The following is a 25,715-nucleotide window of genomic DNA, read 5'->3' on the forward strand; positions in this document are numbered from 1 at the left end:
CAAAGTGGAATTCATGATATATCTCATAAATCCTGGCTTTTTCTAATTCTTTCTGGCCTTGCAACTGGATTTTCCTGGTTATGCTATTACGCAGCCATTAAAAACGGCGAGGTGTCAAAGGTTACTGCAATAGATAAGACAAGTGTACTTATAACTTTTATTCTTGCCTTCATATTTCTAGGGGAAGAATTTAGCAAAAAATCCATCATAGGAGCAATACTCATTGGTATTGGAAGTCTTGTCATGGTTATCTAGGGGCTTAGGCCTCTTTTTTATTTGCTAAATTTATGTATAATGATACTAATGAGTAAAGGAGATTTTATGGCTAACAATAATTCGACATATGCAATTGAAAGAATTAAACATATTTACAAAAATTTAGAAAAAACTATAGACTCTGTACCAGATCCTATGAGAGATAAGCTTAGAAAGATGATCCTTAACGATGAAGAGCTTAAAAGAGTCATGGATGATATGGAAAACTATAGGCCGCCTAGGATTTTCCTTATGGGTAGGACTGGAGTAGGGAAGAGTTCACTCATTAATGCTATAAATGGAAGATACCTTGCTCCTGTAAATGACGTCTACTCCTACACACAGGAATGTGATATGTATGATTATCAGGAAAATGGCGAAGTCCTCATGCAGATTTTAGATACTAGGGGAACTTCCGAATCCCTTGCCCTTGATGAAAAAATATCAGCAGAAGAGACGATAAAAAAGGAAGTAAAAGAATTCATGCCTGATGTGACTATCTTTATGCTAAACGCTAGTCACAGGGATGATGTCATTACTGATGTTGAGTTTGTTAAAGGTATCTGTGAAGATTATAAAAATACAAACGGAGTTGATTTGCCAGTAATAGTTGCTATAAACAAGGTAGATGAGCTCGCTCCATCAAGAATAAAAGATCCTAAGGAATATCCAATAAGTAAGAACAAAAACATTAGTGAAGTTGTTAAATATTATGGAAAAATCATAGAAGAAGGAGAGCTTGAAGTTAAGGAAATAATCCCAGTTTCTTCCTTGATCGATTGGATGCTTGAGGATGAGTTTATAGATGTTGATTCTATAAATGACCTTTCCCAATCTAGATTAGCTGATCTTGAAATTCAATTTGATGGAAGGTTTGGTATTGAAAATCTGATTGATGCCTTGGAAGAAGCCATAAGTGATTATGATGCCATAGTCGGTCTAAGACTTGCTTGTAGGATGAATAGGGTCTTGTCAAATCTTTGCGATAAGTTTATAAATGTGTTTTCAGGCTTTGCAGCAACTGTCGCCATGGCACCTATACCCATAGCAGATATTTATCCTTTAATAGGTCTACAAATCGCTCTAGTGAGTCTAATTGCGAATCTTTCTGGCAGGACTATTAGCAAGGAAACTGCCAAGGAATTTCTCTTATCTCTTGGAGGAGTAGGTCTTGCTGGAAATCTCTTTAGACTTGGTTCTCAACAATTATCTAAGCTTTTAAATCTTATTCTTCCGACTGCTGGAACTGCGGTAAGTGCTACAGTAGCGGCCATGGGCACCAAGGCCATTGGTGAGGCTAGCAAAAGCTACTATATAGAAGGCATAGATTTAGCCAAGGTCAAGAAGGATTACAAAGATAGGGTCAAGGAAATAAAGAAAAAAGATAAGGAAAGTGAATAAGAAATTTACCTAAGGGGATGAGTTTTCTCTTAGGTTTTTCTTTTCTTACTTTATAAAATAATTAATTTATATTATAATTAAATAAAGCAAGAAAGGGGTGGCTTATGGAAAAGCAAATGTCTTTGGGCATTGATTTTATAGAAGATAAAAGAGAAAGCCTTCATATTTGTAAGGATAACAAAAAGGTCGATATGTCTATTGAGGAAATATTCAATCATGATAAATACGATTCGATTTTGGCTGTGACTTACTCAATCTCTACGACCTTCCTCAATAAATATATCAAGGACTTCGACAAGGTAGAGATTGTAGTTGGGATAAACGAAGACAAGGTCCAACAATCTGCCAATATTTTTGCCAAAAAGCTCAAGGCACAGATTAAAGAAGTTCTTAACAATACAAGCATTAAGACCTACCAAGGTCTTGATATGGATATGAAAAGAAAGCTAGCAGAGAAATCTTTTGAGGTAAAAGTTCCTTTTGGAGCAAGTATCCACTCTAAATTCTATCTTCTAGAAAATAGGGAAAGTGGTCAAAATAGGATAATCCTAGGATCTTGTAATCTATCGGAGATGGCCTTTCAAAAAACTACAAGCCAATATGAGAATATTATAATATATGATGATAGCGAGCTTTTTGGTATTTATAAGGACTATTATGAGTCCTTCTCGGATATTTTAACAAATTATTTCCCAAAAGAGCTTATGGTAACTAATAAGAAAAAGCTTGAAAATATTAAGGATACTGATTCGGTAATTGTCCTAACTAACGAAGAAGTGGAAAAGATAAAGAAAAATCAAGCAATAGAGTTAATCCTAAAAGTAGAAGACTTTAAGGCGAATTCTCTAATTCCTGCTGACGCCATAGGACAGATTAAGGATATGGATGAGGATAAAAAGGCCCTTGATGATGAGAAAATTAGAGATAATGACTTGGATAATCAAGCCTATAAGCTAGTTCGTGAATCGGTTAATAACAGAACCAAAGAGCCTACAATCAAGAAAGCTCCTGCTATCAAAAAGCTTGTCAATGACACAGTTAAGACTATAAAAGTAAATACTGATATTGAATCAGGCGACAGAACACTCTTGTTCTCAAAGCCAGAGACTAGAAATATAGGAAAAGCTAAGAGTGGCCTTCTGGTTAAAAGTGAGCTAACAGATGAATTTATTCCTTTTGGGGAAAAGAAAGATATTGAAGAAATTAGAAAGGCCCTAAGCCTCCTTGATGAGTTTATACATACTTTCGAATCCTTTGTCCACAAATACGACGATAAGTATGGGCAGAGGATAATGGAAGCAATATTTTATGCCTTCACGGGACCATTTCTCTATGAAATTAAGAAACTAGCAAGAACTAGCGAGGAAAGAAATGATATTCCCCAATTTCTATTTATTGGAGGAACTGCTGGAAGTGGAAAGTCTTCTCTTATAAAGATGATAAATAAGATGCTTGGCCTAAGTGATAAGGCCTATTACAATTTCTCAGAGCTTGCAAGTGGGGCCCAGGCCAAATCTAATAGGGTCAAGGTAATCGAAGGATGGGCTAGGGAAGATAATGTCTATCCAATTATTATAGATGAATTTTCTCTAGAATTTTTCACAAAAGCAAACTACGGCCGTGACCTAATATTAAATACTACAAATAGCCAGGTCGAAATCGTAAGTCCTTTTCCTGTAACTATAGGTACCACCAATGCCGACGGCTATACCCTCCCTCCTGAAGCAAGGAGAAGGTCCTATTATCTAAAAATAGACAAAAAGTTTGACGATAAATACAAGAAAGACTCTCCTTTAGTATACAAGGAGCTTTATGAGAAGATGGATAATATCCTCTTTACTGATTTTTCTCTACAAATGGCAGTTAGACTTGACAATAGTGATGACTATGAATGGAATCACTTTGCCGATGGGTCTGGCAAGGTAGACTTTTTGTATCAGACAAGGGAGATCTTTAGAGACTATTATAAGTCCTGCGGCATGCCTCTACCAAGATATTTTCCTACTAAGAGGTATACGGATGATTTTGAATCCAATCAGGAAAAATGGAGAAAGCTATATAAGAGAGCAGGAGAGAAGGAATTTGTCTTCGATATAGAAACAGGATCGCTCTTTTTTAATACGGCGACTATTGATGAAAACAAGGGCAATTATGAAAAGCCATCAGAAATATACAAGCAAGCCCTAGATCAAAGTGTCCTTGTAGGAACAATTGGTGGACTTGATATAGAGTTAGACGCCAAGGCCTTTTTCGAATGGATTGATGTGAGAAATCCTTACATAGAAGAGTATAAGAAATTCTTAAGAGCTTACTATTATGATAAGGATAAAAAAATTAGAAAAGAAAATGGAAAAATAACATTCCCTTTGGATAAGAATTCTAAAGATAGTGATATTATAAAACAAAGCCTTATCTATATGACAAAAGATACACTTATAGAAGAAAGTGATAGTGAAGTTAAATTTGATGAAGACAAGCTACTTAGATGGCTAGGAATTGATGAAAGTAGTATCCTATCTAAGTTTTTAGATAAGTTTAAATAAAATTGAGGAAAAGAATAAGTTATGGAATATTTTTTAGACACAGCGAAGATCTTAGGACCAATATTAAAATGCCTTTGCTATGGGGGATTTTGCTGATTTATTTGATAATAATTTATAAATTAAGATATAAGAGAAAAATCCTTCCTATACAATTAGTGAGTTTATCTATAATAGAAATAGCTTTATTGCTCTGGTACTATGAGGGTAAGCTTTTATTTATCAGAGAAGGACTCCCTCTTTATCATTGTAGGATAGCAGCTTTTATGATGACCATTAGCTATTTTCGTAAAGATTATAAATTAAGTAATTACTTTGCCTGGCTTGGAATAATAGGTACACTAATAGCCTTTAGCTTCCCAGATCCTTCAAAATTTCTTTGGCCACATATAACAAACCTAACTTATGTGCTTGGCCATAGTTTATCGATGGGGTCTGCTCTTATGATACTAACAGATGAGAGAAGAGGTCTTGATTTTAAATTTATCTGTAAAATAACTCTAATCATGAATTTTGTGATTTATCTTGTAAATAAAATTGCATCGGCAAATTATGGTTACTTAGACCACTTACCAGATTCATTTCCTATGAACTTCCCTAGCCCAGTCCTATATCTTGGCATAAGTTTTGGAATGATTGTTCTAATATATGAACTTAGTAAAATTAATTTGAAGAAGCTTTTGACAAGTAAAAATTAGAAAATATAATATCATCGAACAATGTTCGATAACTGAAAGGATCTCTTATGCTAAGAAAAAATGGCTCTAAGTCTATGATTATGAAAGTCTGCAGGCAAATAGTAGCAGAAGAAGGAATTGCAGGGCTAAATATGAGAAAGGTTGCGAAGCGAACGAATCTTGCTATAGGATCGATTTACTATTATTTTCCCTCCAAAGATGAACTTTTGATAGCTAGCATCGAAAGTGTCTGGGATGATATATTTAGCCTTGATCAAGTCGATTTAGGAAAAATAAAATTAAGCGAATATATTTCTTTAACCTATACAAATATAAAAAAGGGAATGGAGAAATATCCTAATTTTTTAAACATTCATTCAATGAGTTTTTCGTCAAGTAAAGATAAAAAAGCAAGACTTGTCATGGATGATTTTCTTACTGAACTAAGAGGAAATATTATTGAGATCTTGGCAAATGATTGTGATATCAGAGTAGATGTCTTTGATGAGAATTTTACCCAGGAAGACTTCGCTGATTTTATAATTACAAATATAATAAGTCTTTGGTTAAGCCAGAAATCAGCTGACTTTACGATTAAGATGATAGAGAAACTTTTATACTGACCGACGAGGGAGTCGGTTTTTAAATAAGTATAACCGAACAATGTTCGAATAAAATCCGTGGATAATTGTTTTAAAAAAGGAGAAGATTATGAAAAAATACATAAACATGGCAATTTTTTACGCTGTCCTTGCTATGATGGCAGGAGTTTTTTACAGAGAATTTACAAAATATATGAATTTTGATGGTACTTCTAGCCTTCTCAGAATTCACCCTCACTTATTTGTCCTAGGGGTGATAATGTATTTACTAATATATCTAATGTCACTATCATTAAATTTTGATGAGAATAATAAAATAGATAAGCATTTAAAATTCTATAATGTTGGATTGGTATTAAGTGCAGTAATGATGTTTGTAAGAGGACTATCTGAAGTTTTAGCAAGGAATTTAAGTAATGGAGAAGAGGCAATGATTTCAGGTGTTGCTGGTTTGGGTCATATAATTCTGGGAGTATCCTTAATCTTGGTTCTCTTAGATATTAAAAAATTAAATCCTAATAAAGTCAAGAATCTATAAGAATAAAAAAGATTTATCACAATCGTTGGAGAGGGGTCATGATTTAAACGATAATAATTTACAAAGTTACTTAAGGAGTAAATAGGTAAGTCTTATATTAGTAAAATTATATTTAGATGAGCTACATCTTAGGCATATTATAAAAGGTCGCATTAATCCTAAATTGGAAATAGCTAGTTTATAGATAGGAAAGCAAAGCAATCTTATATTAATTTCATTTAAGTTATATATTAATATTAGTAAGTCTATATTTCTATATATTTATATTTAAATTAAATTATGATATAATATATAAAAGAAATATTAATCAGGAGGGCTTTATGTTTAGGAAAATCATAAAATTTATAAAGCTAGTATTATTTGCACTTTTGCTAGTTTTGGGTCTAATTTTGATATATGATAGGTTTTTTTCTTATAAGAACATAGCTATTGTTCACAATAATCAGAATGTAAGAAATATTGAGATATTTTTAACTGATAACAATGTGGCAATCAACAATATCGATACAAGTAGGATGGATACTGATATGTGCAAGAGAAAGATAGAAGGAGCTGATGGGGTAATTTTTGCTGGTGGAAATGATTTTGATCCAGATATATATGGAGGAGATAGGTCTTTGGTAGAAGAGTATAGTAGAGAAGACGATGAGAAGAGCTTAGAGCTTTTGGACTACTGTATCAAAGAAAATAAGCCGATTTTAGGTATATGTAGGGGTATGCAGCTTATTAATATCTATTATGGTGGAAGTCTCTATGATGATTTGGAAAAACAATTCTCTAAAGAAATAATTCACAGAGGAAGTGATAAGACCCTTACTTATCACGAGATAAATATAAGAGGAGGAACTAGCCTTTCGAAAATTGTTAAATCTGATAGGATCGAGGTAAATTCCTACCACCACGAGGGAATTAAGGATTTGGCAGAAGGCTTAAGTGTGAGTGCGACAAGTGATGATGGCCTAATAGAAGCAATAGAAAATCCATATTACTCTTACATGCTAGGAGTGCAGTGGCATCCAGAGCTTTCTTATGAAAATGATAAATACTCTAAAAAAATCCTAAAAGATTTTGTAAAACATTCGAATGCGGGTAAGAATTAACTATGAACTATGTAAATGATTATGAAAAAATTGGCAAAATTGGAAAATATAATAAATATATCCTAATGAGCAAGTCTCCCAGAAGGAGGGACTTGCTTAGTTTTCTTAAGCCAGAAATTGCCTCTATAAGAATCGATGAGAGAGCTATCGAAGAAAAATATATGGAAAAGTACAAGGACTGTGACTTTATAGAAAGGGCCGGCAAGGCCTGCTCTGAGATTGCCAAGGCTAAATCCGATGTCGACTTAGTCAAAGATTGCCTTTATATATCGTCTGATACTATGGTTATTATGGATGATAAAATATATGGCAAGCCTAGGGATATGGCAGAGGCAAGGGAGATGTTTATGTCCTACTTAGGCAAAAGTCACTTTGTAATAACTGGAGTTTGCCTGAGAAGTGAAAATTATTTGGATGTTTTTTATTCTATAGCTGAAGTTAGATTTACCGATTACTATAAGGCGTTGGATGAAATAATTGATGGATATTTAAGGGAAGAAAATGTTATGGATAAGGCTGGGGCCTATGGGATCCAAGACCTAGATCCAAGGCTAATTTCTTTTATTAATGGAGATATAAATACCATAATTGGCCTTCCTGTTAGTGAAGTAAGTAGAAGAATTTTAGGAGAGAAAAATTGATAAAATATGTGTTGTGGGACGTTGATGGAACTTTACTAAACTTTCACCTGGCTGAAGAAAATGCCATTAGGGCTTGTTTCGATCAGTACGATTTGGGTGACTTATCAGATGATAGGCTGGCAGTTTATAGAAATATAAACAATAAATATTGGAAGGCCCTAGAAAGAGGAGAAATCACTAGAATCGAGGTGCTAGAAGGAAGATTTAAAGAATTTTTTGAAAAATACGGTTACAATACCGAGATTGTCAGTGACTTTAACATATCCTTTCAGGAAAATTTGGGTAAGACCTATGTTTTCAATGATAAGGCCTATGAAACTGTAAATAAGCTAGGAGAAAAATACAAGCAATACGCTGCAACTAACGGATCTGCTATAGCCCAAGAGGGAAAGCTAAAAGGAGCAGGACTAGATTCTATCTTTGAGGACGTATTTATATCAGAAAAAATAGGATTTGAAAAGCCAAGCAAGGAATTCTTTGACTATATCTTCGATACTGTTGGCTCTAAGGAAAAGTCCGAATATGTGATTATAGGAGATTCCTTGACCTCTGATATTAGGGGAGGAAACAATTCTGGTATCAAAACTATTTGGTTTAATCCTGATAGACTAAAGAAGGATAAAGATATTTATTTCGACTACGAAGTAAATAGCTTAGAAGAAGTGCTCGATATATTGTAGGTTACTATGGACGAGAAGATTATAAAAGATAAACTATTGGAAAATTTCCTAAAATATGTATCTATTCCTAGCCAATCGAATGAAGAAAGTAAAGAAATCCCCTCTAGCGAGGGCCAGCTAGTTCTAGCTAAGAAACTTGCCAAAGAATTAGAAGAGCTTGGAGCAAAAAACATTAGGATAAATGAATATGGAGTATTGCAAGCGGTAATTGAAGCTAGGGGAGTTGATGAAAGAGATACTCCAAAAATCGGCTGGGTTTGCCATCTAGATACGGTTGATGTTGGTCTAAGTCCTGATATAAATCCTAGAATTGTAAAATCCTACGATGGGACAGACATTATCCTAGATTCAAGTGAAAATATTTTACTTAGCCCAAATGAAGAAAAAAGCCTAGCTAATTACTTGGGAGATGACTTAATAGTCACAGATGGCAAGTCTGTTCTTGGGGCTGATAACAAGGCAGCTGTAGCCAATGTTATGACAGCTATCTGGTATCTTAGAGAAAACTCATCGATAGATCACGGGAAGATTTATCTAGCCTTTGTGCCTGATGAGGAAATTGGGCTAAGAGGAGTGCGAAAGATTGACTTCGATAATTTTGATGTTGATTTTGCCTACACTATTGATTGCTGTGAGCTTGGGGAGCTTATTTATGAAACCTTCAATGCTGCAAGTGGGAATCTCAAAATAAGGGGTCTTAGTGCCCATCCCATGTCTTCTAAAAATAAACTCGTAAATCCTATAATGATAGCCCATGATTTTATCTCTATGCTTGATAGAAGCAAGATGCCCGAGCATACAGAAGGTAGGGAAGGATATATTTGGATAACGGATATTAAATCTGATGTAATTAATTGCGAAGTCAAATTTAACATTAGAGACCACGATAAGGAAAAATTTCTTGAGAAAAAATCTTACCTAAGGAAAATTACAGATTTACTTAAAGAAAGATACATTAAGGCAAAAATTGAGATCGAGATAGAAGATACTTACGCCAATATTATAGATAGTGTCAATGATGATAATTACCTTGCTATTGAAAAATTAAAAAAAGCTTTCACGAAACTTGAAATCACTCCTAAGATTATCCCTATGAGGGGAGGGACCGACGGATCTTATCTATCTACGAGGAATATCCTTACCCCAAATTATTTCACTGGAGCTCATAACTTTCATTCAAACAAGGAATTTATACCTATGGATTCTTTCTACAAGTCTTTCCTAGTAACTTTAGAACTTATGAGTGTGTAGGGCTCTTATAGCTTTATTTATAAAAAAAGGTATATTAAATAGGCAATTCATAATATTTATAAGGAGGAAATATGGATAAAAGTGGGCCCAATCTGAGGCTTAATTAAATAAGGCTAGTTGAGGTTTACTTATTCATGCCTCGATTAGCTTGTCTAATGGAGGTAAAAATGACAGATAAAAATTATGATGTAGAAAGGCTTAACAGGACCCAAGAGATGATCAATAAGATGGATCCTGTTGATATAGCGGACAAACTTGAAATTCTGCCAGAAAAGGACGTAGCGATTTGGATTAAGCTACTTAAAAAAGATCTCTTGGCAGATGCATTTACTGAACTAAAACCTGAAAACAAGGCGAGAATTGTAAATATTCTATCAGAAGAGAAGATAAAAGATCTGGTAAGAGATTTGGATGAGGATGAGCTTGTAGATACCCTACAGGAGCTACCTGCAAATATCACGAAGAAACTTATGACTTTCCACATAGATAAGGACAGGAGAAAGGTCGTTAATGAGCTTTTAGGCTATCCTAAAGAGTCAGTCGGCTCTATCATGACAGTTAACTTCTTGTCAGTGAAGGAAAATATTAGTCCTAAACAGGCTCTCGATAAGATAATGGAATCAGATCTTGATGCAGAAAAGCTTGAACAGATATGGCTTACCAATAACTCCTTAGTCTTAATAGGTTTTGTTTATATTGCAGATCTTTTAAGATACCAGGATAAGTCCCTAAATGAGCTAGCTAATAGCATAAGTGTAACTGTTAATCCTAACGATGACCAAGAAGTTGTTGCAAAACTTTCCTATAAGTATGATTTGGGAGAAGTGCCTGTAGTCGATTCTGAAAACAGACTAATCGGTATAGTTCCAGCAGAAGATGTAATCGATGTAGCACACGAAGAGTTCCAAGAAGATATGTCAAACATAACAGGTATTTCTGATAACTCTGATTCTTACCTAGTTGAATCAAGCTTTAAAATTGCAAAAACAAGGACTACTTGGCTTATTATATGTCTACTTACAGCAACGATGACTGGATTCATTATCCACAAATACGAGAGTTTACTTGCAAGTGCAGTTGCCCTAACAGCCTATATTCCAATGCTCATGGATTCGGGTGGAAATGCTGGAAGTCAGGCTTCAACGACAGTAATTACATCCCTTTATAGGGGAGATATTGAGTTTAAAGACTTCTTTAAGGTCATACTCAAGGAAGCAAGTATAGGTTTAATTACAGGAGTTATTCTGGTAGTAATAAACTTTATAAGATTGATGCTTATGGATCAAGCACAAATTGGTGTCAATCTTACAGTCTCTATAACCCTTTTGTTAACAATAATATTTTCCAAAGTCATGGGTGGAGTGTTGCCACTTATGGCAGAAAAATTTAATATAGATCCTACAGTAATGGCAGGACCGCTCATTACAACAATAGTTGATACACTTGTACTTCTAATATATTTTGAAGTTGCATCAATCTTACTAGGATTATAGATATTAAGGCCGCGATTATTTCGTGGTCTTTTATAATGTCTATATTTATATAGAATTTACATTAGTCTAAAATAAAAATATTCTAGGATTATAAAATAAACAGTCTGAATAGAGATTTGTATATCAAATCAGGAAACTATTGCCATTGTTAAAAAATAGAGGATTATCGGATTAAGAAAATAATAAAATATACAAAATAAATTATTTTTATTTGATAAGTTGTAAAATCAATATGATTTATATAATTCTCGGTATAATATAGACAGAGGTATTTATGAAAAAGGGAATTATAAAATTAAATGATGGTACAGAAATTTTCTATGAAGAAGCAGGATGTGGAGAAAACTTGTTTCTTCTTCATGGAAATGGTGGAGACTCATCATACTTTGAATACAATATTGGAGAACTATCAAGGAAATTTCACCTATATCTTATAGACTTTAGAGACCATGGAAAAAGTGACAATGCCAGAGACAAATTGACTTTCGAGCTTATGGCAAGTGACCTCAAGGAGATTTTTGAAAAACTTTCTATAAAGAGTGCTAATATTTTAGGATTTTCTGATGGAGCAAATCTTGCCCTCTTATTCACAATCAGATATCCTGCTCTAGTAGAGAAATTAATTTTAAATGCTCCAAACATAAGATTTAGTGGAACTAGACTTTTAAGCAGAACAATTAGCCTTGGGGAGAATATTTTTTGGAATATCTTGCCCTTTTTTAAGAGAAATAAGAGGGTTGCTGCCTTACTTTTGAAAGATTTGAGATTAAATAAGACAGACCTAGGAGATGTTAAAAGTGAGGTTTTGATAATAGTTGGATCTTTCGATCTGATAAGGCTTGATCATGTGAAGAACATTTCTGAATCAATCGATCGTTCAAGGCTTGTCATAGTAAAAAAAGCAGGCCATAAGCTAGCGAGATCTCATCCCTATTTATTTAACAAACTTGTAATGGAATTTATGGAGGGAAATAATGAACAAATTAGTAAATAAAAAGAAAGCTACTATATTTTTATCCTTAGTCTTACTTGCTCTTATTGCTTTTATAGTAGGAAAGGCAAGTAAAGATCATTATGTTAATGGCTTCCTTCTTGTTTTTGCTATACTTTCATTTACAGGAATAGGCATTCTATCTAAAGACTTTCTTAGGAAAGTTAAAGAAAAGTATGGTGACTTCGCCCTAAGAGTAATTAAAGAGCTTATACAAAAAATAAATAGTATATTTATAATTCTATATGGAACATATATTATACTTTCAGTAATTTCTTTAGAGAATTTCTATAATATAGGCAATGTAAGCAAAGAGTTAACGGCTATAGAACTTGTTTTGCTTACTATATACTTGCTTTTAGGATATTTATTCTTAATCGTGGGGAGACTATCTATAGATAAGCAAAAGAAATCAGTAAAACTTCTTATGCTTACTGGTTTTTGTCATATTTTCTTTCTTCTTGCAATTGGTGAAAATGTGGTGTCAATCCTACCTGTCCTTATCCTAATGGGCCTTGGATTTTATACTAGAAAGTTTTTGTTTAAGGAGAGATTCATCTATAGTTGGGAAGAGAAGACTGTAGATTGTATACTCTTTCTTGTAGGATTTTTCTTCTATATTTTAAATATAAATAGGAATAAATACCACAGCTTGCCCCTTAGCCTTATATACATTATTCTTATCCTAGGTATTTTTATCCTACTTACTAAGCTAATATTTTCTTATATGAAAAAGGGAGGAGAGGGTCTTTACGAGACAAATATAGACGATTTAGACTCATTGATTGATAAATATGGGTCAAGTCAATCCCTAGCTTCTGGACTTTCTTTCCTAAATGATAAATATATATATTATTATAGGAACGAGGACGGAGAAAAAACTGTAGCCTTTCAATATCAAGTCATTAATAACAAGGCAATAGTCATGGGCGAGCCTTTTGGAAAAGAAGAGGATATTGCCTTAGCGCTCTTTGCTTTTAATGAAGCATGCCAAAAGTCGGGCCTTAATCCTATATTTTATGAAGTAGGTGAGAGTTTCACCCTAAGCCTACACGATTATGGATATGATTTTATGAAATTTGGGGAAAATGCCATGGTTAATCTCACAGACTTTTCCCTAAAAGGAAGAAAGAAATCCACAGAGAGAAATATACTAAATAGATTTGCCAAAGAAGGCTATAAATTTCAGCTTGTATCTTATCCCTATACTGATGAATTCCTAGATAAGTTAGAAGAAATTTCAAATTCTTGGCTAAAGGATAAAAGAGAGAAGGGCTTTTCCTTAGGATTTTTCGATAGAGCTTATCTAAGAAGAACTGAAATAGCAATTGTTTTGGATAAAGATGATGAGATAACAGCCTTTACTAATATCATGCCAAACAAGAATCCAGAAGTCCTTACTATAGATTTGATGCGTTACGATCAAGATAAAAATGTTAATTCTATGATGGATTTTCTATTTCTTAACCTGTTTATCTATGGTCAGGAAAACTCATACAAGTATTTTAATCTCGGGATGGCACCCCTATCAAACGTTGGTCTTATGAAATCAGCCTATCTTTCAGAAAGACTCGCCTATCTTGTTTATAAACACGGCAGTAGATTTTATTCATTTAAGGGACTTAGAAATTATAAGCAGAAATATGCTAGTATATGGCTTCCTAAATATATGGCCTACGCTAAGGGGAATTGGCTTTTATATTCTCTATTAGCTGTAGCTCTAATTGATAAAAAAAGTACGAAAAATAATAAATAATCTTTTGATAGTCGGAAATTATAGTATAATGATTATATCCTAGTAAAAGAATAGGGTATAAAGGAGTTTTTATGAAAGATAGTAAGGTAATTTTAATTGGAGATGGAGCAGTTGGCTCCTCCTTTGCTTATGCTTCCACAATACTTGGCATAGGCAGGGAACTCGGAATAATTGATATAAATGAAGACAAGGCTTACGGAGATGCTATGGACTTATCAGATGCTTTAAGTTTTTCTAAGCCAAAGTCAATCTATAAGGCAGACTATAAGGATTGCAAGGATGCCGAAGTTGTCGTAATAACAGCAGGGATACCACAAAAGGATGGGGAGACAAGACTTGATCTAGTAGAGAAAAACCTATCTATTTTCAAAGACATGGTAGGAAAAGTTGTAGATTCTGGTTTTGATGGAATATTTCTTGTAGCAAGTAACCCAGTAGATATTCTAACGTATGCTACTTGGAAATTTTCAGGCTTTCCTGCAAACAAGGTAATAGGGACAGGAACAACCCTCGATTCTTCTAGATTTAAGAAAGAGATTGCTCAACTTATAGGAATAGATCCTAGAAGTGTTGACGCCTTTATCCTTGGTGAACACGGAGATAGCGAATTTGCAGTTTGGTCTCACACAAACATCGGTGGCCTACCAATTTATGAATGGGTTAAGGCAAACAGCGAAGTTGATGAGCTAGCCCTACTTGATACATTTGAGAAGACAAAAAATGCTGCCTATGAGATTATAAAGAAGAAGGGCGCAACATTTTATGGAATAGGCATGGCTCTAGCAAGAATTGTTGAATCAATTATTAATGATGAGAACTCAGTATTTTCTACATCTTCATATCTTAATGGAGAATACGGACTAAAGGATATTTATATAGGAGTGCCAACTGTTATAGGTAAAGATGGTGTAAAATGGGTTATAGAAGTACCTTTGACCGATACAGAAAATGAAAGAATGCAAAAATCAGCAGAAACCCTTAAAAATATAATAGATAAGTCATTCTAAATTGGCTAAAAGAAGCGGGTTAAATATCTCGTTTCTTTTTTTGCTTATATGAATACGATTTCAATATAGTAAAACGTTATCAGAGAGAATTTATCACAACTTTGATTTTAATAATAAGTATCATCAGAGATTTCAAGGGGGATTAATTTAGCGAAATAAAGTTGACATGAAAACGTATATTTGATATTATAAAGATGATCATATGATCAATTTTCATTTAGGAGGAAGAAATGAAAAAATTAGGTTTACTGCCAAGGCTAATCATAGCCATCATTTTAGGTATTCTAATCGGTCTATTTGGACCAGCAGTCCTTGTAAGAATATTAATTACCTTTAATGGACTATTTGGCAACTTCCTAAACTTTGTTATTCCTTTAATCATCATGGGATTTGTTATCCCAGGTATAGCAGACTTAGGAAATGATGCAGGTAAGACACTAGCTATTACTGCTGGAATTGCATATCTATCAACAGTAATATTCGGTACGGCTACATATTTCACAGGAAGCGCTATATTACCACACTTTATAGATCCTGGTACAATGAACTTCAACCCTGACCAAAACACAGGTAAAGTTCTTGAGCCATTCTTTGAATCACCAATGGATCCTATATTTAGTGTAACAACAGCACTTATTATATCCTTTATATTGGGTGTTGGTATTGCTGCAGTTAAGGGAGAATTCCTTAAAAAAGCAGTACACGAGTTTTCTGATATTATTACCAAATTAATTTCAAACATAGTAATTCCTTTATTGCCTATCCACATAGCTGGTATTTTTGCTAACTTGGCATATCAAGGAACAGTAGCAAAGGTATTATCAGTATTCTCAAAAGTATTTATAATGGTAATTATACTTCACTGGTTGACTATTTTGATTCAATACACTATAGCAAGTTCTATGTCTGGAGGAAGCCCATTTGAAAAAATCAAAAATATCTTCCCAGCTTATATGACAGCAGTAGGTACCCAATCATCAGCAGCAACAATCCCTGTAACATTAAGACAAACCTATAAAATGGGTGTTAACAAGGGTATAGCAGATTTTGTTATTCCTCTTTGTGCTACAATCCACTTATCTGGTTCAACCATTACCCTTACATCTTGTGCTATGTCAATACTTATGCTACAAGGTGGAGATGTTACTTTAGCTCACATATTCCCATTCATTCTAATGCTTGGTGTGACTATGGTTGCAGCACCAGGAGTACCTGGAGGGGCAGTAATGGCGGCTTTAGGAATTCTTCAATCTATGCTTGGATTTACTGAACCTATGACAGCCTTAATCATAGCTTTGTACGTTGCCCAAGACTCTTTTGGTACAGCTTGCAATATTTCTGGTGATGGCGCTATCGCATGTATAGTAAATAAGATTAGCGGATTTAAATTAGATCCAAAGGCTAATGAAGCTTACATTGATGAATTAGTTAAATAAAAGAAAAAGTTAAAATAGGACTCTTTTGAGTTCTATTTTTCCGCTTATACATATTTCTTTAACGTATTACATAAGGAGAGACTATGACTATTACAAGAAAAAAGAAAACAATGGATGGAAATACTGCAGCAGCTCACGTATCTTACGCATTTTCTGATGTTGCAGCAGTTTATCCTATTACACCATCTTCACCAATGCCTGAATTTATTGACAAGTGGGCTGCTCAAGGTAGAAAAAACCTTTTCGGAAATGAAGTTTCAGTTACAGAGATGCAACACGAAGCTGGAGCTGCTGGTGCTGTTCATGGATCATTAGCAGCAGGTGCATTGACATCTACATATACAGCAAGCCAAGGATTCCTCCTAATGATTCCAGATATGTTCAAAATGGCAGGTGAGAGACTTCCTGCAGTATTCCACGTAGCAGCTCGTTCTATTTCTACTTGTACAATTAATATGTACGGTGACCACCAAGATGTTATGGCAGGTAGACAAACTGGCTTTGCGATGCTCGCATCAGGATCTGTTCAAGAGATTATGGACTTATCTCCAGTTGCCCACTTAGCAGCAATTAAGGCTAGAATTCCATTTGTTAACTTCTTTGATGGATTTAGAACAAGTCACGAGATTCAAAAAATAGAAGTTTGGGACTATGACCAATTTGAAGACATGGTTGATTACGAAGCAATTGATGCCTTTAAAAACGATTCCCTATCTCCACATAGACCAACCATGCGTGGTGTATTTGAAAAGGGTGGATATTTCCAAAGAACTGAAGCACAAAATGAAGCATATGATAGATTGCCAGCTATAGTTGAAGAATATATGGATAAGATTAACGAAAAAATCGGCACAGATTATTCATTATTCAACTATGTAGGAGATCCTGAAGCTACTGATATCATAATTGCAATGGGCTCTGGAACCGATACAATCAATCAAACTGTTGATAGATTAAACGAAGAAGGTAGAAAAGTAGGACTTGTTAAAGTTCATCTATATAGACCATTTTCAGCTGAACATTTATTGAAAACCATTCCACAGACAGTTGAAAGAATCGCTGTTTTAGATAGAACAAAAGAAAAAGGTTCTGTTGGTGAGCCTTTATACCTAGATGTAGTAGAAGTGTTTGCTAATTCTGATAGAAATCCAAAGATCATTGGCGGTCGTTTCGGTCTTGGTCAAAAGGACACAAACCCTGCTCATATCAAGGCTGTATTTGACAACCTAGCAAAAGAGGACGCAAAAAACCACTTCACAGTTGGTATTGATGATGATGTAATGCATACATCACTAGAATTTGATAAGAGCTTCGTAATAGATGATGGTAAAACAAATAGATGTATCTTCTGGGGTAATGGTGGTGATGGTACTGTCGGTGCTAACAAAAATGCTATCAAGATTATAGGTGATAACACTGACATGTTTGCTCAGGGCTACTTCGACTACGACGCTAAAAAGAGTAACGGTCTAACCCTATCTCACTTGCGTTTCTCACCAAATCCAATTCATGCGGCTTACCTAATAGATGAGGCTGACTTTGTATCATGCTCACCTCAAGCCTATGTAAAACAATACGAACTAACTAAGAACCTAAAAGATGGCGGAATCTTCCTCCTAAATACAATTTGGAGTATGGAAGAATTAGAAGAGCATATGCCAGCTGCTATGAAAAAAGATATAGCAGAGAGAAATATCCAATTCTACACTGTAAATGCTTCAAAAATCGCCCTAGAAGTTGGATTAGGCCACAGAACAAACATGGTAATTCAAACAGCCTTCTTTATTCTATCAAAAGTTCTTCCAATTGATGATGCTATAAATTATCTAAAAGAATCTATTCAAGCTTCATACGGAATGAAGGGTCAAGATATTGTTGATATGAACAACAAGGCAGTTGATAGGACAAGAGAAGAATTATCTAAGGTAGAAGTTCCAGATAGTTGGAAGAATCTTAAGGTAGAAGCAGCAGAAGATAATACAGATGAGCCAGACTTCATTAGAAATATGGTTAAACCAATCATCAATCTTCACGAAGATGATCTACCTGTATCAGCTTACCTACCATATGATGATGGACAATATATGGCGGGAACAAGCCAATATGAAAAGAGAGGTATAGCTCTATTCGTACCAGAATGGAAGATTGAAAATTGTATCCAATGTAACCAATGTTCATTTGTATGTCCTCACGCAACCATTAGACCATTCTTATTAGATGAAGAAGCTAAAGCAAATGCTCCAGAAGGCTTTGAAACGAAGAAGGCTATAGGTAAGGGACTAGAAGGATATGAATTTAGAATCCAAGTATCTCCATATGACTGTATGGGATGTGGTAACTGTGTAGATGTATGTCCTGCTCCAACAAAGGCCCTAGAGATGAAGCCAATTGATGAGCAAATAAATAAACAAGCAGACAATTGGGAATATGCTCACAACAAAGTTGGATACAAAGATGACGAAATTGAAGCTAACAATGTGAAAAATTCTCAATTCTCAAGACCTCTACTAGAATTTTCTGGAGCATGTGCAGGATGTGGAGAAACACCTTACGCTAAGCTAATCACTCAACTATATGGGGACCATCAACTTATCTCAAACGCTACAGGATGTTCATCAATCTGGGGTTCATCAGTTCCATCAATGCCATATTGTACAAATAACAAGGGCGAAGGTCCTGCTTGGGCTTCATCACTATTTGAAGATGCGGCAGAATATGGTTACGGAATGCTTTTAGCAAGTAAGGCTAACAAACTTGCCCTAGAAAATCTCATGAAGAAATTCCTAGGACTACATGTACAAAGCCCATTAAATGATGCCTTTAATGAATGGTTAGAAAATAACAATGACTTTGAAGCAAGCAAGAAAGCTGCAATAAAAATAGAGTCACTTCTAGGAAATGAAATCGATGACCCAGAAGCTAAGAGAATAGTAGGAAGAGTTAAGGCACTTAAGGACTACATGGTTAAGAAGAGTCAATGGATATTCGGCGGTGACGGCTGGGCTTACGATATAGGATTTTCAGGAGTAGATCACGTACTTGCAAGCGGAGAAGATATCAACATCATAGTATTCGATACAGAAGTTTACTCTAACACAGGTGGTCAATCTTCAAAGGCAACACCACTTGCAGCAGTTGCAAAATTTGCCGCATCAGGTAAAAAAGTACGTAAAAAAGACCTCGGTCTAATGATGACAACCTATGGATACGTATACGTTGCGCAAGTTGCTATGGGAGCAAACCAAGCTCAAACACTTAAGGCAATCAAGGAAGCAGAGGCTTATCCAGGACCATCACTAATCATTGCTTACGCTCCATGTATCAACCACGGTATCAAGGCTGGAATGGGCAAGACTCAAAGAAGAGAAAAAGAAGCTGTAGCTTCAGGTTACTGGCACTTATGGAGATTCAACCCACTCCTAGCAACAGAAGGCAAGAATCCATTCACTTTAGATTCAAAAGATCCAGAAGAATCCTTCCAAGAATTCCTTCAAGGTGAAGTTCGTTACGCATCACTTAAGAAGGCCTTCCCTGAAAGTGCAGACCAACTATATGCAGAAGCAGAAGAAGCAGCACGTGAAAGATTAGAATCTTACAAGAAAATGGCGCAAGGAAAATAAAAGAGGTAATTATGACAGCAAATTTAGAAATGATTAAAGAAGCAAGAGAAATTCTTGAAGGTAATATCGAAAAAACCCCAATTTATACAGCATCTAGAATGGGTGAGAACCTATATATCAAGATGGAAAACTTACAAAAAACAGGTTCCTTTAAACTTAGAGGAGCCTTCAACAAGATTGCTCACCTTACAGATGAGCAAAAGAAAAAGGGAGTTATATCTTGTTCAGCTGGAAACCACGCCCAAGGTGTGGCCCTATCAGCAACTAGACAAGGTATCAAATCATATATCTGTATCCCATCAATTGCACCACTTTCTAAAATCGAAGCAACTAGGGGCTACGGTGGTGAGGTAATCATAGTAGACGGAACCTTTGATGATGCCCAAGCTAAGGCATATGAGCTTCAAAAAGAGAGAGATTTAATTTACGTTGCACCTTTTGATGATGAGTATGTATTATCTGGCCAAGGAACAATAGGTCTTGAGATTTTAGATCAACTTCCTGATGTAAAATACATCGTAGTGCCAATAGGAGGGGGTGGATTAATTTCAGGAATCGCCCTAGCTGTAAAATCTCTAAGACCTGATGTAAAAATCATCGGTGTAGAACCAGAAAATGCTGCATCAATGCTAGCTTCAAGAAAAGCAGGTAAGATTGTAACACTTGATTCTGCAAACACAATGGCCGATGGTATAGCTGTCAAAAAACCAGGCGAGATTACATTTGACCTATGTGAAAAATATGTCGATGAAATAGTTACAGTATCTGAGGATGAGATAACCAACGCCATCCTAAGACTTCTAGAAGAAAGTAAGGTAAGTGCAGAAGGAGCAGGAGCTTCATCTATTGCTGCAGTACTTTCAAACAAATATGATTTTTCTGATGGAAAAGTCTGTGCAGTTCTTTCTGGTGGTAATATTAACGTTAACACAATCTATCAAATCATCAACTCTGGTCTATTCAAAACTGGAAGACTTACAGAGATTACCACAAGAATTTCCGACAAGCCAGGTGAGCTAATCAGACTACTCACTATAATAAAAGACTTAGGAGCAAATATCAAAGATATCGACCAATTCAAATCAGCAGAGACAGTTGGATTCGATCATGCCGTAGTAAGAATCATAGCAGAAACTTACAACAAGGAACATAGAAACCAAGTATACCAAGCTCTAGCGGATGCAGGTTACGAAGAAAGTCACATAAGACGAGACAAATAGCAGAAAAAAAGAAAAAAGAGTGCACGGACTGTGTTCGTGCATCTTTTTCTTTGCATATAATTCATAGATAATAAGATTTTGTATTTTAGATTTTCCTTGATTATGGTAGAATATAAGTAATTGTTAGATTTCAGAAGGAGGATTTATGTCAGATTATATTATAAGTTCTGAATCTATAATGGATTTATCCGCCGACTATGTGAAAGAGCTCGGCATTAGTTTTATAAAATCAAATTACGAACTTAATGGAGAAATATACTTAGATGATTTTGGTCAAAGCTTAGATATGGAGGAATTCTATAGGAATATGGAAGAAGGTGCAACTCCAAGCACAGCTGCCATTAACACCCAAGCTTATTTAGACTATTTTGAAGAACTTCTACAGAAGGATATGGATATTATCCATGTGTGTTTATCTTCGGGTCTTACCACTCAATATTCTTGCATTTTACAAGCAGTTGATATACTCAAGGAGAAATTTCCCGAGAGAAAGATCTATCCTATAGATTCAAAGATGGCTTCTTCTGGTGTGGGTCTTCTTGTAGATAAACTCGTAAGTCTTAAAAAAGAAGGGATGAGTATCGAAGATCTATATGAATGGGCAGAGAAAAACACACTTCATGTTATAAGTTATACTAGCAACGAAAACTTGGAATATGTAGCAAGAGGGGGAAGAATATCTAAAACTGCAGCCAATATTGGAAATCTCCTAAAAATTTGTCCTCTAATAGAGATTGATGATGAAGGACATATGCAGGTAACTCAAAAAGTAAGAACAAAGAAAAAACTTCTCAAGAACTTAGTAGATAGGATGGAGAAAAACGCTATTGGTGGTGTAAATTACAATGACAAATTATTCATAAGTCATGCGAGCAATGAAGAGACAGCAATTGAATTAAAGGAGATGATGGCAGATAGGTTTAAAGAAATTTCTGCTATAGAAATATTTAAAATTGGTCCAACTATTGGTAGCCACATTGGTCCTGGAACTATAACAATGTTTTATTGGGGAGATAAGAGACTGGGATAATTAAAAGAAAACGCTTGTCCTAAAATCTAAAACTTGTATAATATTATTAGATAAATAATTAACAAATACAAGGAGGCTATATGACCTATAAAACATTTGCAGTACCAAACACTATTATTCATGGAGAAGATGCCCTAGAATATCTATCAACTATTGATGGTAAGAAGGCAGTTCTTGTAACTGGCGGATCTTCCATGAAAAGATTTGGATTTTTGGATGAAGCAAAAGCGCAACTAGAAAAAGCAGGACTTGAAGTAGACATAATTGATGGCGTGGAACCAGATCCATCAGTAAAGACCTGCCTTAAGGGTGGAAAGAGAATGGAAGAATTCGAACCTGATTGGATAATTGCAATCGGTGGAGGATCTGCTATGGATGCAGCAAAGGCTATGTGGGTTTTCTATGAATATCCAGGATATGACTTCACAAAGCTTGCTGATTTCGATAATCCAGCTCTTAAAAATAAAGCAAGACTTATTTGTATACCATCAACATCTGGAACAGCTTCAGAGATTACAGCCTTTTCTGTAATAACTGATATAGAAAAAGAAATAAAATATCCGCTCGTTCACCCAGATTTCGTACCAGAAGTTGCAATCTTAGATACAAGAATTCCTGCCAAGATGCCAGAAAAAGTAACAGCTGCAACAGGAATGGATGTTATGACTCATGCGGTAGAAGCATATGTTTCAACTAGTGCAGATGATTTCACAGACCCATATGCCATTAGAGCTATCGAATTAGTCTTCGAAAATCTTGAAAAAGCTTATAAGAATGGAAGCGATATGGACGCACGTGAGAAGATGCACACAGCATCAACCATAGCAGGAATGGCCTTTACCAATGCTTCTTTGGGTATAGTTCATTCTATGGCTCACAAGATTGGTGGAGTTTTCCACCTAACCCATGGAGAGGCCAATGCAATAATGCTACCATATATCATTGATTACAATAGAAAATCTTGTGATAAGTATGAAAAACTTGAAGAGATTTTAGGAATTGACGATCTAGCAGAAGAAATTAGAAAATTAAATGCAAAAGTCGGTATTGCTCCTAATATTAAAGAAGGAAAAAACACAGTAATTAGCGAGGAAGATTTCCTCAACCATCTAGATGCGATGAGTGAGAATGCCTTTAAGGATGCTTGCACATTGACAAATCCAAGGGAATCTTCAGCCAGTGATATCAAGAAAATCTACAAAGCGAGCTTCTACGGAGAAAAGATAGACTTCTAGAAAATAAGAGGGATGTTTAATTTAAGCGATGGATAATTATCTCAAAATTAAGGGGTAAATATTTTTCATTTCCATTAATATGAATTAAACATCTCTTTTTTCCATAGTATAATATATAGGAAAGAAGGTGGAATATGAATTTTTTTGAAAAATCAAACGAGATAAAAGATTATATGATTGATATAAGAAGAAGAATTCACGAGAATCCAGAACTTGCTTTTGACTTGGAAGATACAAGCAAACTTGTAAAAGAAGAATTGGATAAACTAGGAATAACATACACTTCTCCTATAGAAAACTCAGTACTAGCAAGTCTAGGCGAAGGGGATAAGACGATATTATTAAGAGCCGATATGGACGCTCTTCCAATCGAAGAAGAAAATGATTTGGATTTTAAGTCTAAGAATCAATGTGGGCACATGTGTGGCCATGACTTTCATACAGCAATGCTTTTAGGAACTGCAAAGCTCTTAAAGGAAATAGAAGAAGACCTTGATGGTGTTGTCAAATTGATGTTTCAACCTGCAGAGGAAATCCTCAAGGGTTCAGAAAAAATGATAGAAGCAGGAATCCTAGACAATCCTAAAGTAGATAGGGCAGTTATGGTTCATATGGATACTACAAGACCTGTGGGTATATATATCAAAGAAGGAGCCATGGCTACATCTAATAATAATTTCAGAATAGAAGTTAAGGGTAAGTCATCACACGGAGCTATGCCAGAAAATGGAGTCGATGCTGCCTTTGTTGCAAGTCAAATCGTAAATGGCCTACAAGAAATTGTAAGTAGAGAGCTTTCCTTTACCAAGGAGGCAGTCCTTACTACAGGTCATATAAAGGCCGGATCTGCACCTAACATAATACCAGACAAGGCAACAATCGAAGGAACTAGTAGGACCTATCATGAAGAAAGTAAAAAACATATCCAAGAGAGAATCCCAGAACTTAGTAAATATATAGCTAAAGCCTACAGGTCGGAGGCTACATTTGAGATTCTTTCAGATGTCCCTGCTATAATTAACGATAAGGACTTCTATAAGGATGCGATAAGAGTTTTAGAAAAAGTCAAAGAAGAAAATAGAGACTTCAACTTAATAGATGATTGTGAAGCAGTTACCGCAAGCGATGATTTTGCCAATGTAGCAAAAGATATTCCATCCTTGATGCTTATGGTTGGATGTAAGGTAGAAACTGGCGAAGTTTATCCACTTCACAATGGCAAGGCGATTTTCAATGAAAATTCAATCGTCTACGGGCCTACAACTATGGCAAGCCTTGCCTACGATTATTTGAAAGGAGAAAATAAATGAAATTAATTTGCTATAAGAGATGTACAACATGTAATGGTGTCGAGAAAATGCTAGATGAGAAGAATATCTCCTATGAACTAAGAGATATTAAAGATGATAATCCTACAAGAGATGAACTAAAATCATGGCATGAAAAAACAGATTATGATATAAAAAGATTCTTCAATACATCTGGAAAAATCTATAGGGAAGAGAATTTAAAAGATAAGCTAAAAGAGATGACTTTAGATGAAAAATATGACCTTCTCGCGACAGATGGAATGCTTGTCAAAAGGCCAATTCTTTTTACAGATGATGGCAAGATTCTTGTTGGTCCTGATGTTAAAAAATACGTAGAGACTTTATAATGAATTTAGATCCTAGTAGAATAGCAAAGCTTGATGATGATAAGTGCCTTGATGAACTCATAAACTTTATCAAGATTCAAGTATCTGATGAAGACGATCCAATAGCCCTTATGGCCAATGTTTCCGCCTTTATCAAGGCCTATGTCAGAGATTTGAATTGGGCAGGGTTTTATATAGTAAGAGATGAAGGCTTAATCCTAGGTCCCTTCCAAGGACTTCCAGCTTGTACTAGGCTTTTCTTTGATAAGGGAGTTTGTGCTAAGGCCTATAGGGATAGGGAAATAGTTAAGGTTGATGATGTAGGAGAATTTAAAGATCATATAGTTTGTGATAGTAATTCAAAATCAGAGCTAGTGATTCCAATATTTAATGAAGGAGACCTGGTTTGTTTAATTGATTTAGACTCACCTAAACTTTCTCGTTTTACAAATCTTGAAGTAGAGAAATTTAGGAAGATTGGTCAAATTTTAGAAAATAGAATCTATTTATAAAGAGTAAGATAAGCTGCTGGCTAAAGAATCCTAAAACTCTATTAAGGGTGATTTATGATGACTATAGTCAGCGGCTTTTTAGATGAATTGAAAA

The 25,715-nt window shown here is 35.0% G+C and carries 22 protein-coding genes; all 22 read left to right on the plus strand.

All coding sequences use genetic code 11. The features are described 5' to 3' along the window. Positions 1-255 (plus strand): EamA family transporter (locus MRZ08_RS02685; RefSeq protein WP_297378983.1); only part of this gene is annotated, 255 nt, incomplete at its 5' end. A gap of 66 nt (positions 256-321) precedes the next feature. After that, entirely contained in the window at positions 322-1,656 is a 1,335-nt protein-coding gene (locus tag MRZ08_RS02690; protein ID WP_297378985.1) for a GTPase, read from the plus strand. A 104-nt stretch (positions 1,657-1,760) separates the two neighbouring features. Continuing rightward, positions 1,761-4,199, plus strand: coding sequence for a phospholipase D family protein (locus tag MRZ08_RS02695; protein ID WP_297378987.1), 2,439 nt, complete (start codon positions 1,761-1,763; stop codon positions 4,197-4,199). Positions 4,200-4,462: 263 nt separating this feature from the next. After that, entirely contained in the window at positions 4,463-4,894 is a 432-nt protein-coding gene (locus tag MRZ08_RS02700; protein ID WP_366111044.1) for a hypothetical protein, read from the plus strand. A gap of 47 nt (positions 4,895-4,941) precedes the next feature. Then, on the plus strand, positions 4,942-5,496 hold the full coding sequence (locus MRZ08_RS02705) for a TetR/AcrR family transcriptional regulator (protein WP_297378991.1): 555 nt from the start codon (positions 4,942-4,944) through the stop codon (positions 5,494-5,496). A gap of 88 nt (positions 5,497-5,584) precedes the next feature. After that, positions 5,585-6,013: a DUF2871 domain-containing protein gene (locus MRZ08_RS02710; RefSeq protein ID WP_297378993.1), complete on the plus strand. Its 429-nt coding sequence runs from the start codon at positions 5,585-5,587 to the stop codon at positions 6,011-6,013. Between the two features lie 320 nt (positions 6,014-6,333). After that, entirely contained in the window at positions 6,334-7,113 is a 780-nt protein-coding gene (locus tag MRZ08_RS02715; protein WP_297378996.1) for a gamma-glutamyl-gamma-aminobutyrate hydrolase family protein, read from the plus strand. 2 nt (positions 7,114-7,115) lie between these two features. Next, a complete protein-coding gene (locus MRZ08_RS02720; protein ID WP_297378998.1) occupies positions 7,116-7,754 on the plus strand; it encodes a Maf family protein in 639 nt (212 codons plus the stop codon). Beyond that, positions 7,751-8,434, plus strand: a complete 684-nt coding sequence (locus MRZ08_RS02725; RefSeq protein ID WP_297379000.1) for a YjjG family noncanonical pyrimidine nucleotidase — start codon at positions 7,751-7,753, stop codon at positions 8,432-8,434. The genes MRZ08_RS02720 and MRZ08_RS02725 overlap by 4 nt, the downstream gene beginning before the upstream one ends. Before the next feature lie 6 nt (positions 8,435-8,440). Beyond that, positions 8,441-9,685 (plus strand): peptidase T, encoded by a 1,245-nt coding sequence (pepT, locus tag MRZ08_RS02730; protein WP_297379002.1) that lies wholly within the window; start codon positions 8,441-8,443, stop codon positions 9,683-9,685. Between the two features lie 167 nt (positions 9,686-9,852). After that, a complete protein-coding gene (gene mgtE / locus MRZ08_RS02735) occupies positions 9,853-11,178 on the plus strand; it encodes a magnesium transporter (RefSeq protein WP_297379003.1) in 1,326 nt (441 codons plus the stop codon). A gap of 274 nt (positions 11,179-11,452) precedes the next feature. After that, entirely contained in the window at positions 11,453-12,172 is a 720-nt protein-coding gene (locus tag MRZ08_RS02740; RefSeq protein WP_297379005.1) for an alpha/beta hydrolase, read from the plus strand. Next, positions 12,153-13,925, plus strand: coding sequence for a phosphatidylglycerol lysyltransferase domain-containing protein (locus MRZ08_RS02745; RefSeq protein ID WP_297379008.1), 1,773 nt, complete (start codon positions 12,153-12,155; stop codon positions 13,923-13,925). The genes MRZ08_RS02740 and MRZ08_RS02745 overlap by 20 nt, the downstream gene beginning before the upstream one ends. A gap of 71 nt (positions 13,926-13,996) precedes the next feature. Beyond that, the gene (locus tag MRZ08_RS02750; protein ID WP_297379010.1) at positions 13,997-14,932 is read left to right on the plus strand and encodes an L-lactate dehydrogenase; all 936 of its coding nucleotides are present in this window, start codon (positions 13,997-13,999) and stop codon (positions 14,930-14,932) included. Between the two features lie 230 nt (positions 14,933-15,162). After that, positions 15,163-16,368 carry a dicarboxylate/amino acid:cation symporter gene (locus MRZ08_RS02755; protein WP_297379012.1) on the plus strand — a complete coding sequence of 402 codons (1,206 nt, stop codon included), beginning with the start codon at positions 15,163-15,165 and terminating at the stop codon, positions 16,366-16,368. A gap of 83 nt (positions 16,369-16,451) precedes the next feature. Then, positions 16,452-19,988, plus strand: coding sequence for a pyruvate:ferredoxin (flavodoxin) oxidoreductase (nifJ, locus tag MRZ08_RS02760; RefSeq protein ID WP_297379014.1), 3,537 nt, complete (start codon positions 16,452-16,454; stop codon positions 19,986-19,988). An 11-nt stretch (positions 19,989-19,999) separates the two neighbouring features. Further along, positions 20,000-21,208, plus strand: coding sequence for a threonine ammonia-lyase (ilvA, locus tag MRZ08_RS02765; protein ID WP_297379016.1), 1,209 nt, complete (start codon positions 20,000-20,002; stop codon positions 21,206-21,208). A 145-nt stretch (positions 21,209-21,353) separates the two neighbouring features. Continuing rightward, a complete protein-coding gene (locus MRZ08_RS02770) occupies positions 21,354-22,238 on the plus strand; it encodes a DegV family protein (protein ID WP_297379018.1) in 885 nt (294 codons plus the stop codon). An 80-nt stretch (positions 22,239-22,318) separates the two neighbouring features. Next, the gene (locus tag MRZ08_RS02775) at positions 22,319-23,473 is read left to right on the plus strand and encodes an iron-containing alcohol dehydrogenase (RefSeq protein WP_297379021.1); all 1,155 of its coding nucleotides are present in this window, start codon (positions 22,319-22,321) and stop codon (positions 23,471-23,473) included. A gap of 134 nt (positions 23,474-23,607) precedes the next feature. Further along, entirely contained in the window at positions 23,608-24,783 is a 1,176-nt protein-coding gene (locus MRZ08_RS02780; protein ID WP_297379023.1) for a M20 family metallopeptidase, read from the plus strand. Then, positions 24,780-25,130 (plus strand): Spx/MgsR family RNA polymerase-binding regulatory protein, encoded by a 351-nt coding sequence (locus tag MRZ08_RS02785; RefSeq protein WP_297379024.1) that lies wholly within the window; start codon positions 24,780-24,782, stop codon positions 25,128-25,130. The genes MRZ08_RS02780 and MRZ08_RS02785 overlap by 4 nt, the downstream gene beginning before the upstream one ends. After that, complete coding sequence (locus MRZ08_RS02790) at positions 25,130-25,621, plus strand: GAF domain-containing protein (RefSeq protein ID WP_297379026.1); 492 nt, start codon at positions 25,130-25,132, stop codon at positions 25,619-25,621. The genes MRZ08_RS02785 and MRZ08_RS02790 overlap by 1 nt, the downstream gene beginning before the upstream one ends. Positions 25,622-25,715: the final 94 nt, after the last annotated feature.

It is taken from the genome of Anaerococcus sp. (assembly GCF_022770135.1).
In the GTDB taxonomy this organism is placed as follows: domain Bacteria; phylum Bacillota; class Clostridia; order Tissierellales; family Peptoniphilaceae; genus Anaerococcus.